Here is a 13,423-nt window from a genome sequence, read left to right as displayed (position 1 = left end):
CGCTCCTGCTCGCCGCCGGCGTCGGATACGCGGCGTTGCACCTCGCCGACGCCGGGAACGCCGCGTCATCCGCGTCGTCGACGACGTCGCGGCCTTTGACGGGCGGCGACGGGACATCCTCCGGCAATGGCGCGGATGGCGCGAACGGTTCGCACGATTCGACCGGCGACGCGACCGGCGGCACGGACACCGTGGCGCACAATCCGCTCGAACTCGTCGAATCCGGCTGGTCGGCCGAAAGCGGATACGTGGAATACGCGCTCGCCCTGCGCAACACGGATACGACACGCGCCGTCCGATTCCCGAGAGTCACCGTCACCGGTCGCGCCGCCGACGGATCCGTCATGTTCGCCGACACGCCCGTCTTCCCGCTCGTCTTCGCCGGCGAGACCGCGTACTTCAGCGGACAGAGCGGCGACGGGGAGAAACCCGCGACCGTCGACTTCACCGTCGAGACGCCATCCTCCGACGACCTGCTCGACACGGGCGGAGCCGAATCGTACAGTGTGCGCGACGCGACGGAACGCAAGACCGACCTTGACGGCGTCACGTTCGGCGGCGAAGTGACGACCGACCGCGACGATGACGACGGCAAAGGCGTGTACACGGACGACATCATCGTGACGCTCGTCCTGCGCGACAAGACCGGAACGATCATCTTCGGGCGCAACGAGTACGTCGCCAAACCGGCGACGGGGAAGAGCCGCGCGTTCTCCATCGAGACCTACGACCTGCCCGCATACGCGTCATACGAGATCCACGCGCACACCGCGTGAACCGGCGCGCGGCGGGAACGGGCGCACGGCACCTACAATGGGCCGCATGGCAGACGAGCATGCGAAGGCACGGACGAAAGAACAGGCGGAAGCGCGGACGGAAGACGACGCCCGCGCGGGGGAGCACTACACGCCGACCTCGATCGAAGTGCGCGGCGCGCACGTGCACAACCTCAAGAACATCGACGTGGACGTGCCGTTGAACGCGCTCACCGGCGTGGCCGGCGTCTCCGGATCAGGCAAAAGCTCGCTCGCCCTGGGCGTGCTCTACGCGGAAGGCTCACGCCGCTACCTGGAGGCCCTGTCCACGTACACGCGCCGCCGGCTCACCCAGGCGACGCGCGCGCAGGTCGACGACGTGCGCCACGTGCCCGCCGCGCTCGCCCTCCACCAGCGGCCCGCCGTGCCCGGCGTGCGCTCCACGTTCGGCACGATGAGCGAACTGCTCAACAGCCTGCGCCTCCTGTTCTCCCGCTGCGGCGCGCACGTGTGCCCGCACTGCGGGGCACGCCACGAACCTACGCTCGACGTGGCCGCCGAACTGCCCATCCGCTGCGCCGCATGCGGCGAGACGTTCTTCGGACCCGGTGCCGAATCCCTCGCCTTCAACTCGGCCGGCGCATGCCCCACCTGCTCCGGCACCGGCGTCATGCGCGAAGTGAACCTCGCCTCGCTCGTGCCCGACGAGTCGAAGACCATCGACGAAGGCGCCGTCGCCCCATGGGGGTCGCTCATGTGGGACCTGATGAAGGACGTGTGCCGGGCGATGGGCGTGCGCACCGACGTGCCGTTCCGCGACCTGAGTCCCAAGGAACGCGACATCGTGTACCACGGGCCGGCCGTCAAGAAGCACATCCTCTACCGGTCGAAGAAAAGCGACGATTTCGCCGAACTTGATTTCACCTATTTCAATGCCGTGTACACCGTCGAGAACGCGCTCGCCAAGGCCAAGGACGAGAAGGGACTGAAACGCGTCGCGCGGTTCCTCGAGGAGAAGCCGTGCCGGGACTGCGGCGGCACGCGCCTGAGCAAGGCGGCGCGCGGCCCCGAGGTGCGCGGGCTGGATCTTGCCCAGGCGAGCGCCATGACCCTGGACGAGGCGGTCGACTGGGTGCGCGGCGTGCCCGCCACGCTGCCCGAGGCGATGCATCCGATGGCGACGAACATCGCCGAATCGTTCCTCGACGTGGCCAGACGCCTGCTGGAACTCGGCCTCGGCTATCTCGCGCTCGACCGCGCAGGCTCCACGCTGTCCACCGGTGAGCGGCAGCGCGTCCAACTGGCGCGCGCCGTGCGCAACCGGACCACCGGCGTGCTGTACGTGCTCGACGAGCCGTCCATCGGCCTGCATCCGGCGAACGTGGACGGGCTGATCGGCGTGATGTGCGACCTCGTGGCGGACGGCAACACCGTGGTCGTCGTCGACCATGACGTGCGCGTGCTCAAGGCATGCGACCATCTCATCGAGATGGGGCCGGTCGCGGGCGCGGCCGGCGGCCACGTGATCGCGCAGGGCACGGTCGCCGACGTGGCGGCCGCGGGGGAGCGGGGCAGCCGCATCGCGCCGTTCCTCGCCGAGACCGGTCCGGAACGGGTGCGTGTGCGGATTGACGCGGGCCGGATGTTCGAGGCGGGCGCGATACACATGGAGACCGGGCCGTTGCACACGGTGAAGCCGCTGGTCGTGGACGTACCGCGCGGGCGTCTCACCGTGGTGACGGGTGTGTCCGGTTCCGGCAAGACGACGATGGTGCTCGAATCGTTGATTCCCGCGTTGCGGGCGAACGCGGAAGACACCGCGATGCCCGCGCACGTGCGTGCGATCGCGGCGGACGGCATCCGGCGTGCGAACCTCATCGACGCGACGCCGATCGGCGCGAACGTGCGCTCCACCGTCGCCACGTACGCGGGAATCCACGACGACCTGCGCCGCGCGTTCGCCCGCACCGACGAGGCGAAGCAAGGCGGCTGGAAGGCCGGCGACTTCTCCTACAACACGGGGCGATTGCGCTGCCCCACCTGCGACGGCACCGGGTCGATCTCGCTCGACGTGCAGTTCCTGCCCGACGTGAGCATCGACTGCCCCGACTGCCGCGGCTCGCGCTACGCGCCCGCCGCCGCTGCCGTGCATCGTGTGGGGCGGGACGGGCGCGCGCTCACCCTGCCGCAATTGATGGCGATGAGCGTCGACGAGGCGCTGGACGTGACCGGAGACATGCGCAAGGTGCATGCGCGGTTGGAGACGCTGCATGATCTGGGACTCGGCTATCTCACGCTGGGGGAGCCGACGCCCGCCCTGTCCGGCGGCGAGGCGCAACGGTTGAAGCTCGCCAGTGAGATGGGCCGCGCCCAGTCGGACGCCGTGTTCGTGTTCGACGAGCCGACCATCGGCCTGCACCCGTTGGACGTGCGCGTGCTGCTCGGCGTGTTCGACCGGCTCGTCGAAGGCGGGGCGACCGTCGTCGTCATCGAACACGACCTCGATATGATCGCCAACGCCGACTGGATCATCGACATGGGCCCCGGCGGAGGCGCCGCCGGCGGCCGCATCGTCGCCACCGGCACGCCGGAAGTCGTCGCCGCGAACCCGGACAGCGTGACGGGCCGGTACCTGCGGTAGGGGGGGTGGTGCGGAAAGACCTATTTCAACAGGTCGGCGATGGTGAGTTCGTTGTCGCGTTCCGGCTTATGCAGCCTACGATATTCCAACAGGCAACGGCATAGCTCGTCGGCATCCGACCAGTATCGCCGGAGGAACGACTCGTTCTTGATGTTGCCCAAGCCCAACGTCTTCTTGCAGAACTCGCTGGGCTTGGCTTTGTTCTTGGCGCGCTTATTGTATCTACCGAACTCGTTCTCTTTGATGATCGCCAGCATTTCGATTTCCGGTCTCGTATAGCAGTTGAATACAGGAACCGTTTCGCTGTACGGATAGGAAAGATGGAATTGTTCCTTACGCGAATCGAGAATGCGGATGATGGCTACGGGTTGCTCGTAGTCGAGTCCGAGGAATACGTCCTGAATGGTTTTCGCCGCTCGGCAATTCGTCGTTGGTCTGTCGGTGATGGTTTCCCGTATGGCGGCGGATTCGTCGATGATGAGCTTGCCGGAAGCCAGCAGCGTCTCGATGACGACACGCTCGCATGACCCTTCGCAGACGAAGAGGATGCGAGCGTTCTGCAGTGTCGCGCGGGAACGGTCATCGAGCATCGTGGGCTCCCGTCATCGATTTGATGTATTGGCGCATGGCCGCTACGTCCTTGGCTTTGGGGGCGGTGCCTTTGACGAGGTTGGAGAAGAAGATCTCGCTTTTCTTGGATTCCACGCGGGCCTTCTTGGGTGCCGCCTGTGCAAGCCCCTCGGAGTACTTGATGAGCCGTATGCGTCGGTTTTCGTCTCTGACTGCGAAGTAGACGCAGTCCTTGCGCTCAAGATGATCCAGCAGCTCAGGGTAGTGCGTGGTGAACACCAGTGTCGCTCCCCTAGGATTGGTCACGGGGGAGGCGAACAGATCCATGATGGTCTCCACCAGCTTTTTGTTCAGACTGTTCTCGATCTCGTCGACAAGGAAGTAGCCGCCTTCGCGTAGCACCCCGACGGTGGCGTTGACGATGCGGCTGCCTCGTATGGTTCCCGCGGACAGCATCTGCACGGCATCGAACTGTCCGAGCACGCGTTCTCGGACGTCGTCGACGAATTTGAGGTGGACCTTGCCGTCGTCGTCCACGGTCAGCTTTTCGACGCTCCGGTCGAAGGTGTGCACGATGTCCGGGGCCACGGAGGGAGCGGAGAACGGTGTGCGGAAGGAGTCGATGTAGTTCATCACCGGTGTCGCATCCTCCTGCTCGGCGTACAATCCGGACGTGATGGAGGCATAGGAGGGGATGTAGCGTTTGGCTTCCGGTGCGAGTTCATGGTCTCCGCCGACGCCTCTGGTCAGGATTTCCTCGCAATGCTCCTTGAACACGGCGAAGTCGGCTAATTCCTTCTTCTGCACGGGCTTGTCGGTATGCCGCCAGAGACGTTCCTCGGTGAAATGCAGAGTGATGCCGGATTCGTATGGTGTGCCGTCTCCCTGGCCGGTTCTGGTACGAGCCGTGCGGATGATGGATTCCAGCAGATACCAATTGTCGGCATGGGTGAATACGATGCGCGTGCTCACCAGACCGTTCATCAGCGTGACGAGCGGACCGTAGACTAGATGGTCGGCATCCATGGGATTGCCGCGGGCGATGTCCAGTGCGAAGTTCAGGGCTCGCAGTGTGGTGGTTTTCCCGGATGCGTTGAGACCGGCGATGCCCAGAACGGTCTGGGAGCAGATTCCGGCTCCGAGGCCATCGAGCCGGTGGACGGTGGCGGCCTGTGCGGAGACGCGGTCGGAGGCGTACAGGTCCATGGAGACGGCTTGGGCGCGGTAGAGGTCCAGACCGTCGATCGTGAACTTCAGCACATGCATGATTGCCCCGTCTTTCGTATGCTATAACCAGTTTTTCTGGTTATAGCATACGAAAGACGGGGGACGTTTCCGCCGCGCATCGTTCCCTCGTCTTCGACCGCCGGCTCCTGATGCCGTGTGCGATGTGTGTTCGGTGAGGACATGCTGTTGGTAGTCACCGGAGTGTTCGTAACAGCGGGAGATATGGGGTGCTACCGTCCGCCGACGGCCTGACCGCTCATGAGGAGGGGGAGGAGACGGTCGCGCAGCGCGGTGAGACGGGCGGACTCCTTCAAACAGACTGAGATTCGCGCGTACCACCGTTCCGACAGAGCGGCGTATTCCTCAATCAGCGAATCGTTCTGGGGCAAGGCCATGGGGAACGATAAGGCGCCTTCGACATCAAGATGCTTGATTTTCGTGCCGCTGGCATAGCCGCTGGCGTAACGATGATAGTCGGAACGGGTGAGCATCTGATTCAACAGGAACCGTACGCCTTCCCGCTGTTCCGACAGACGCACGACATCCATCGACATGGTGGCGCTGTCCTCGTATATGTCCGGCACGAGGAAGGTCTTCGCGATGACATCCGTTGCGCCGGCCGGGTCTATCGGGGTCTGTTGGGTGACGCACATGACGAGGTCGTTTGCCGAGAGGAATTTCGAGTCCTTGGTTTTCCCGGTGAAATGTTTGAGCCCGGCCGGCTTATAGGTCGCATTCGTGTTGAACGAAGCCAGATTGATGAGGGGAGTGCCCTCATCGGACAATTCGTCGGCGGTGTAAGAGATGCCCCTGTCGATGGAGACCAGTTCATTCGCCGCCGTCACTTTCCATCCTTCGGGGATGTCGCGGTCGAGGGTGGGGTCGTGGACCATGCGGCCGCCGGAGGAGCGGTAGGGATTGCCTTGCTCGTCGGGGAAGTCGAACTGGGTGAACCAGTAGTCGTAGACGGTGCGCGCCAGCGACTCCAGTTCCGCGATGATCTTCCCGTTCGTCTCGATCTTCGCGTCAATGGAGGAGAGCAGTGAGACAATGGATTCCTGCTCATGAATGTCGGGCAAAACAATTTCAATCTCACTCAATATGCCGGTGTTCAGATTCGGCATATTGGAACCTACTGCATGCGTGCGTAGATACTGCCGGCTTTCAGGCCTGCTTAAATAGTATGAGACAAATTCAGGTAGCGCTTTGTCCTTATCCACTCGTATACGCAGGCATCCGGTACCACATAACGCGGGCAAATCATTAGCGTGCACGAACGCATGTTTATCGACTTCCCCTCGTCGAGCGAAAACTATGTCCGCGGTTCGCAGAGCATGTCTGTTGAGCCTGTTGTAATCGCTAGTGCCAATCCGTGCAGAATCGTGAAAACGTCGATTGGAATCAATATCCTGCGGCATCACTACGGGAATGCCTTCTTCCACGTAGTCACTCTGATGCAACTGGCTGCCGAACGGACCAGTCGAGAGCTCTGCGATGTCGCCAAGCTTCACTTTACGCAAGGCGCACCGCCTTCATCTGCTCCTCGATTTCCTGCTGGAGGCGTTCGCCTTCGGCCCACAGGTCGCGCAGCGTGCCCATGCGTGTCTCCATCTCCTCCCGGAATTGTTCGGGAGTAATGTCCTCGTATTCGATTTTCACTTCAAAGTACTGGCCGGCGCTGAACGAGTAGCGCTTCGCCTTGATGTCGTCGTAGTCGGCGAGCACCGAGAAATCGTCCTGCTCCTCCACGCGGTTGAACACGTCGATGATGCGCGCGATCTCGCCGTCGGCAAGCACGGTGCGCTGGTTCTTGCCGACCTTCTCCTTCGAGCCGAGCTTCGAGGCGTCCATGAGCAGCGCCTTGTCGTACTGCTTCGATCGGTCGAGGAAGATGATTGACACGTTCGTGCCCGTGTTCGCGAAGATGTTGCTTGGCATGGAGACCACGCCGCGTAGCATGCCGCTGTCCACCATGTTCTCCCTGATCGTCGTCTCGATGCGGCTCTTCGCCGTGAGGAAGCCGGTCGGCACGACGATCGCCGCACGACCGCCCGGCTTCATCGAATCGACGATGTGCTGGAGGAACATGAGATAGATCGCCATCTTGTCCGGGTTCTTCGCCGGGATTTTCGGCACGCCCGCCCAGAACCGTTTCCCGTACTTCTCCGAGGCGAGCAGGTCGCGGCTCGACGAGAAATCCGCCTTGAACGGCGGGTTCGACACGATGTAGTCGAACGTCTTCAACGCCGTGCCGTCCTTCGTCAGGTGGCGGGGCGAGACGAGCGTATCGTCGTGCACGACGTTCGCGAGTGAGGCGACCTGGCCGTTCAGGATGAGGTTCAATCGCATGAACTCGTTGGCCTTCTGCGAACGGTCCTGCGTGTACACGGTGCAGTTGCCCTCGCCCAACTGATGCGCCAAGGCGAGCACCAGCGTGCCCGAACCCGCGGCCGGATCGTATACGGTCACGTCGCTGTCCCCCTCGGGGGCGAGGATGCGCGCCATGATGCTCGCGATCGCGTGCGGCGTGAAATACTCGCCGTAGCTTCCCGAATCCTTGTTGTAGTCCTTGATGAGATATTCGAACACCTGCGAGAAGAAGTCGTAGCCCTGCGAGAACGCGTCCGCGAAGCTGAAATCGGCGAGCACGTTGATCAGCGCCGAGCAGAACCCGTCGCGCTTGTACTCCTCCACGATGAACCGGGAGACGCCTTGGAACAGGGTGATCGACTCGGCGCCCGCCTTCACCGCGTACACGTCGATGTTGTCGGCGGCGATGCCGAGCAGCGCCTCGTCGAACGTCTTCGCGAACCCCTCCTCGTTCTGCCGGTTAAACAATGCCGCGACCGTCCATTCGGGGCGGATGATCGCCGTCGTGCCCAACTCGTAGGGGAGCATCGCGCGCGCGTCGGCATCCAGCGAACGGTAGCGTTCCCCGATGGCGGACACGCCCTTGCACCCCTCGAATTCCGGGAGCTTCCCAAGCTCGTGGAGCATCCTGTCGTTGAGATACTTGTACAGGAACGATTCGGTGATGATCTTGTATTCGCTGCTGTCGTTCGCCAAGCCGAAGTCGGCGCATACGGTCTTCAGCTTGTCGATCATGGCGAGGGTGCTGTTGAGGATCGCGGTGTTCATCCGAGGTGGTTCTTCCTTTCGTCGGAGTACTCATTGTAAAGCCTGTCGATGGTCGTGGCGACCACGGTCGGCGAGCAGGTCGCGCCGTTCTCCCTGAACGCGCCTATCACCTTCGGGCCCAATCCGCGTTTGAACGCCGCCGGCTGGTCGAGCGCCGCCGTATTGCTTTCCACCATCAGGTCGATCGACCGTTTCATGGCGGTCAGGATGTCGGCGAGCCTGCGGTCGCTGTCGACCGGCGTATCGGCGTCGCGCATCATGGCCTTGTGGATGCGCATGTATTTCTCGTCGCCGTCGTACTTGCCGGCGATCAGGTCGTTCCGGCGGTTGAGCTCGTCCATCTGCCGTTTGAGTTTCTCGAGTTCGGATATCAGATCGGTTATCTCGCCGGTGGTGATCTCCTCCATGTTGGCCCGGCGGAGTTTGTCTCCGAGCTTGTCCATGAGATTCACGAATTGGGGATCATGATTGTCCCTGTTGTTCCGGAACGAGCCGCCCGTGTTTCTGATCGCGGTCCTGAGCCTGTCGGCCACGACCAGCTCCTGCGTGTCGCGGCGTTCGAAACTGAACTCCAGGTTCTCCAGCAGGATGTTGAGCGCCCCGGTGGAGAGTCTGCCGGCGGCGAGCGCCTTCTTCCGGTTGATGCGGTCGATGCGCAGGTTCACTTCGTTGAGCAGGCTTTGGAACATGCCGATGTCGAAATGATCGCCGAGCTCGTCGTGCCCGTACAGCGAGGCGAGGTTGCGCAGCTCCTTGTAGCGTTCGAGGGCCTTGCGGATCCTGTGGAGTTCGTCCTCGTCCTCTATGGCGGCCATCTCCTTCGTGAAGGCGAGCATGTTGGTCGTGCTGTACGGCCACAGCGTCGTCTTGATGTCGTCGAGATCGGCCGCGATGGCCTTCGGATCGTCGAACATGCTCGCGTACCGTGAGGCGTCGTCTCCGAACTCGTCGTTGAGCTCGCGCAGATAATCGTGGTTCGCCTTGTCGAATTGCTTGGCGATGTCCACGAAGTCGACCACGAACCCATGGTCCATGTTCTTGTACGGGCGGTTCACGCGGGTGAGGGCCTGCAGGAGGTTGTGCGCTTCCAACGGCTGGCAGAGGTACATCTTCTTGAGCCTGGGCGCATCGAATCCCGTGAGCAGCATCTTGTACACCACGAGGATGTCGATCTCGCCGCGCTTGAACCGCAGCTGGGCATCGCGCTGATCCTCCTTGGATCCTTCGTCGTAGAGCACGAGCGCGGAGGAGACGTCGGTGTCGTAGCGTTGCAGCGCGGCGAAGATGTTCCTCGCCTGCCGTGACGTCCGTGCCACGACCATCGCGCCGATGTTGTCACATTCCCGTCCAAGCGCGATACGCGACTGCATGAGGTCGTCGACGATGTATTCCGTCAGCGGTTCGACGAAACGGGGATGTTCGCACACCGCGCTCGTCTTCACGAGCTTGTCGACCTCCCGCAGAGTCTCCATGATCTCCTTCATCCGCACCTTGAACCGGGGGCGGACGTCCTCGCGCAACAGGCGCAGCGTATAGCCGTCGGCGATGGAACGGTCGTAGAAGTACGTGTGGATGTAGTCGCCGAACACCTGCTTGGTGTCGGCGCCGTTCTTCTGCCTGATGAGCGGCGTGCCGGTCAGGGCGATGCGCACCGCGTCACGATCCGCGTTGACCAGCGCGGACAGGAAGCTTTTGCCGGGCTTGTAGTCGCGGTGCGCCTCGTCGATGAAGAACAGTCGTTGCGTGTCGAGCCCGTATTCGGTCTGCAGGGCGGTGGCGTCCTCGTTGAATTTCTGGATGTTCACCACGGCGATCTTCGCCGCGGCGGCGACATCCGTGTCGGAACGCCCCATCGCCCAGGCGGATGGTTCGCGCAGCAGTTTTACGAAAGCGTCCCTCGAATCGGCACGGAGCACCTGCGCGCCTCGCGCCGTGAACTCGTCGGCCGCCTGGTTCGCCAGATCGATGCGGTCCACGATGAAGAACGTGTGCAGGATGCGGCCGCGATGCTGATAGTAGTCGCGCAGGTAGCGGGCGAGCAGGAACGCCAGCTCCGTCTTGCCGCTGCCCTGCGTATGCCAGATCACGCCCTGCCTCGTTCCGGCGTCCAGCATGCGACGCACCGCCTGCGATGCGAAGAACTGCGGGTAGCGCATGATGTGCTTCTCGATCACGCGGATGCCGTCGTCGTTCGTGTACTCCTTGTAGCACAGGCCGTAGCGCAGCAGGAACATGAGACGGTCATGGGAGAACAGGGAGGCGATGATCGCGTTCGCGGGATTCTCCGGCGCGACCGATCCCTCCCATTCGGGAGTGCGCCATTGGCTGATGAGATTGTTGTCCCGGAGGATCGTCCTCTCCGTCTCGTCGTTCCGCGGCCCGAGCGAGGCGAGCGGACCGTCCCCGCCATGCTCCTCCTCGCGGAAACGGTTGAGTCTCACACCGCCGTATGCGGCCGTCGCATAGAACGACCCCTGCACCGGTTCGCGGTCGGAGTCGTCGTAGGGTTCATTGTTGCTGAACGCCATGATCTGCGTGATGTTCGCGAACCGTCGGAAGGCGGGATTGCGGAACCGCACGCGCATCCGATCCCGTTCGGCGAGGATGCCGTTGCGGTTGCCGATACGCTTGACCTCCATGAAGCACAACGGCATGCCGTTGATCAGGAAGGTGATGTCCGGACGGAACTCGTCGTCGCCGTTCGCATACGTGAGCTCGGTGACGACGGTGAAGTCGTTGCGGTCGACGTCGTCGAAATCGACGAGCCGATAGCCGTCCAATCCGGATCGGACGGCCGCGAGGAACGAGCGTCCCAGATCCTCCGCCGCGAGCATGACGGAGATCCTGCGGATCAGGGACCGTGCGCGCCCGTCATCGACGGGCTTGCCGGGATTCAGGCGACGGAGCGCGTCCGTGAACGGTTCGTAGAAGATGTTGGTGTCCGGATCGTAGTCGATGCCGGGCTTGTCGCGGCGGATGGAACGGTACCGCCATCCGAGCCGCGTGGCATGGGCCAGCGCCGGAACCTTCACATATCTATCCTCGGGACCATGCATCCTCGTCTCCATCCTCGTCGAAGCGCGCTCGTTCCATGATACCGTCACGTGTCGCGATGCAATGCGCGCATACCCGGCGATTGGGCGCGGGCATTGGACACCGCCGGGCCAGGGTGTTTCGATGGGGGATATGAGCCTGAACACCACCACCTGGCATACGATCCGCGAGGCGTCGCTCGCCTCCGGACTGCCGGAATCCACGTTGCGGTACTACGAGCAGATCGGCATCATTCCGCCGATCGCACGCGACCCGTCCGGGCGTCGCGCCTATTCGGACGACGACCTGACCCGACTCACGACGATCGCATGCCTGTCCGCCACGGGCATGCCGCTCGAATCGATGCGCGAATACCTGCGCAACTCGCAGGACGGCGCGGCGGGCGCGCGGCGGCAGATCGAACTGCTCGACGCACAGGCGCTGCGGCTCGCCGCACGTGCCGAGGCCATCCGCATGCAGCAGGCGTACGTCTCCTTGAAGACCCTCTACTGGCGGGCCATCGCGGAGGGGCGGGACGACGACGCGCAGGCGCTGCTCGACGAGCATCGCGACGTTATCACGCAGGTCAGGCGCCTCCAGACACAGGCCCAGACCGGCCGGTAGGACGACGCGGGGCGCATCCGGCGCGACGGGAGTACAGTATCGTTCCGTGATTCAGAAGCATGCAGGAATCGGAAGGGCCTCGGCCGACGCGAAATACCGGCAGATGACGCAAAGCCCCGTCAAGCCGCTGATTCTGCGGCTGTGCATCCCGGCGGTCGTGTCGAATCTGGTGACCACCGCATACAATCTGACCGACACGTTCTTCATCGGCCAATTGGGCACCTCGCAGTCGGGCGCGATCGGCATCGCGTTCTCCATCATGACCATCCTGCAGGCGCTCGGCTTCTTCTTCGGCAACGGTGCGGGCAATTCGATGAGCCGCGAACTCGGCAAACGCAACGACGAACGCGCCTCCAAGCTGCTCGCCATCGGATTCGCGGGCGCCGTGCTCTCCGGTCTCGTCGTGACCATCGTCTGCCTCGCCACGCTGCGACCGCTGGTCATGGCGTTGGGGTCGACCGCGACCATCGCCCCGTACGCGGTCACCTACCTGACGCCCATCCTCGTGGCCGCGCCGTGCGTGTGCGGCTCGTTCGCCCTGAACGGCCTGCTGCGCTATCAGGGCCAGTCCGCGTTCGGCATGATCGGCCTCGTCGCCGGAGCACTGCTCAACTTCCTGCTCGCCCCGTTGTTCATCTTCGTGGCCCACATGGGCATCTTCGGCGCGGGCCTCGCCACCGGCATCTGCCAGACGGTGAGCTTCATCATCCTCACCGTGATGAGCGCACGGTTCGGCGTGCTGAAGCTGTCGCTGCGCAACTGCCGTCCCGACCCGCTGCTCCTGCGCGAGATCGCGGGAGGCGGCCTGCCGTCGCTGGTCCGGCAGGGGGCCGGCTCGATCGCCACCACGTGCGTGAACATCGCCGCCAACCCGTTCGGAGACGCGGCCATCGCCGGCATGGCCATTGTCATGCGCATCATGCTCGGTGCGAACTCGGTCATCATCGGTCTCGGTCAGGGATTCCAGCCCGTCTGCGGCTATAACTACGGTGCCGGGAAGTTCGCGCGTGTGCGCGAGGCCTACTGGTTCTGCGTGAAGCTCGCCACCGGCGTGCTTCTCGTGCTCGCCGTGGCCATCTGGATCACGGCGCCGCAGCTGGTGGAGATCTTCCGCTCCGACCCGGCCGTGGTCGCGGTGGGCGTCGCCGCCCTGCACTTCGAATGTGTGACGGTCGTGCTCAACGGCGTCAACATGATGGGCAACATGATCTCCCAGACGCTGGGCAAGACCGGCATCGCCTCGTTCCTCGCCGTATGCCGCACGGGCCTCTATCTCGCGCCGATCGTGCTCATCCTGCCCCACTTCCTCGGCGTGACCGGCGTCGAGGTCGCCCAGTCGGTGGCGGACATTCTCACGTTCGCGACGACCATCCCGTTCATGCGCCACATCCTCGGCAAGGTGCTGCGCTGAGGCGGCCCCGTCGTCTGGCCGTCG

8 protein-coding genes and 1 pseudogene are annotated in these 13,423 nt (G+C 63.5%); 4 read left to right on the top strand and 5 right to left on the bottom strand.

The genetic code is table 11. From position 1 onward, the window contains the following. Both BSTEL_RS12740 and BSTEL_RS06410 read left to right on the top strand, forming a co-directional pair. A pseudogene (locus BSTEL_RS12740) lies at positions 1-776 on the top strand (serine/threonine protein kinase); the annotation flags it as partial. Between the two features lie 46 nt (positions 777-822). Continuing rightward, complete coding sequence (locus tag BSTEL_RS06410) at positions 823-3,396, top strand: excinuclease ABC subunit UvrA (RefSeq protein ID WP_051922914.1); 2,574 nt, start codon at positions 823-825, stop codon at positions 3,394-3,396. Between the two features lie 20 nt (positions 3,397-3,416). Here the strand turns inward: BSTEL_RS06410 and BSTEL_RS06405 are convergent, their stop codons facing one another. The 5 genes from BSTEL_RS06405 to BSTEL_RS06385 form a co-directional block, all read right to left on the bottom strand. Then, positions 3,417-3,986: a hypothetical protein gene (locus tag BSTEL_RS06405; protein WP_034528408.1), complete on the bottom strand. Its 570-nt coding sequence runs from the start codon at positions 3,984-3,986 to the stop codon at positions 3,417-3,419. Beyond that, positions 3,976-5,232 carry an AAA family ATPase gene (locus BSTEL_RS06400; RefSeq protein ID WP_034528406.1) on the bottom strand — a complete coding sequence of 419 codons (1,257 nt, stop codon included), beginning with the start codon at positions 5,230-5,232 and terminating at the stop codon, positions 3,976-3,978. The genes BSTEL_RS06405 and BSTEL_RS06400 overlap by 11 nt, the downstream gene beginning before the upstream one ends. 191 nt (positions 5,233-5,423) lie before the next feature. Continuing rightward, positions 5,424-6,704: a restriction endonuclease subunit S gene (locus BSTEL_RS06395; RefSeq protein WP_238567643.1), complete on the bottom strand. Its 1,281-nt coding sequence runs from the start codon at positions 6,702-6,704 to the stop codon at positions 5,424-5,426. Between the two features lies 1 nt (position 6,705). Beyond that, the gene (locus tag BSTEL_RS06390; protein WP_034528404.1) at positions 6,706-8,331 is read right to left on the bottom strand and encodes an HsdM family class I SAM-dependent methyltransferase; all 1,626 of its coding nucleotides are present in this window, start codon (positions 8,329-8,331) and stop codon (positions 6,706-6,708) included. After that, complete coding sequence (locus tag BSTEL_RS06385; protein WP_162178985.1) at positions 8,328-11,363, bottom strand: DEAD/DEAH box helicase family protein; 3,036 nt, start codon at positions 11,361-11,363, stop codon at positions 8,328-8,330. Before BSTEL_RS06385 ends, BSTEL_RS06390 begins: the two co-directional genes overlap by 4 nt. A 154-nt stretch (positions 11,364-11,517) precedes the next feature. Between BSTEL_RS06385 and BSTEL_RS06380 the strand changes: the two genes are divergently transcribed. Together BSTEL_RS06380 and BSTEL_RS06375 are read left to right on the top strand one after the other, a co-directional pair. Beyond that, the gene (locus tag BSTEL_RS06380) at positions 11,518-11,988 is read left to right on the top strand and encodes a MerR family transcriptional regulator (protein ID WP_051922900.1); all 471 of its coding nucleotides are present in this window, start codon (positions 11,518-11,520) and stop codon (positions 11,986-11,988) included. A 46-nt stretch (positions 11,989-12,034) separates the two neighbouring features. Beyond that, a complete protein-coding gene (locus BSTEL_RS06375) occupies positions 12,035-13,399 on the top strand; it encodes an MATE family efflux transporter (RefSeq protein ID WP_034528402.1) in 1,365 nt (454 codons plus the stop codon). The last annotated feature ends 24 nt before the right edge of the window (positions 13,400-13,423 follow it).

This window comes from Bifidobacterium stellenboschense (assembly GCF_000741785.1).
Taxonomy (GTDB): Bacteria; Actinomycetota; Actinomycetes; order Actinomycetales; family Bifidobacteriaceae; genus Bifidobacterium; species Bifidobacterium stellenboschense.
Note: the sequence above shows the minus strand (reverse complement) of the source record. Positions and strands in the feature narration are given on the sequence as shown.